This is a genomic window from Streptomyces sp. DH12, from assembly GCF_020873895.1.
GTDB lineage: Bacteria > Actinomycetota > Actinomycetes > Streptomycetales > Streptomycetaceae > Streptomyces.
This window is the reverse complement of sequence record NZ_JAHWGT010000860.1, coordinates 1-477: the sequence shown is the minus strand read 5'-3', so window position 1 is coordinate 477 and position 477 is coordinate 1. Positions and strand designations below refer to the sequence as shown.

The following is a 477-nucleotide window of genomic DNA, read 5'->3' as shown; positions in this document are numbered from 1 at the left end:
GACCCTCACCTACTCCTACGGGCTCGACGGCCATATCGCGGACCTCTTCGAGAAGAAGTCCCCGGAGGGCCGCACCTACCGCTTCGGCTACGACACCAAGGGCAACCTGACCTCGGTGACCGACCCCAAGGGCGTCGCATCCGCCGCCGAGGGCGACTACACCTCGCGCACGGAGTACGACGCGCTGGGACAGGTCGTCAAGGAGACCGACGCCAACGGGCACGCCACCCGGTACAGCGAGTTCGCGCCGGCCGGCTACCCGAAGACCATCACGGACGCGGCCGGCCACCCCTCGCACTTCGTCTACGACGTGCGAGGCAACGTCACCAAGGTGACCAACGCCCAGGGCGCCGAGGTCACCCAGACCTATGACGTGTTCGGCAGGCCGCTGGAGAAGCGCGAGCCCAAGGACCGGAAGGCAGGCGAGTTCATCGTCACGCCGGAGCCGGTCTACGACGCCAACGACAACATCACCAA

Annotated in this window: 1 protein-coding gene; it reads left to right on the top strand. The window is 67.1% G+C overall.

Going from position 1 to position 477, the window contains the following annotated elements; translation table 11 throughout:
- A partial coding sequence (locus LPA54_RS37465) for a hypothetical protein (RefSeq protein ID WP_228984910.1) occupies positions 1-477 on the top strand: 477 nt, incomplete at both ends.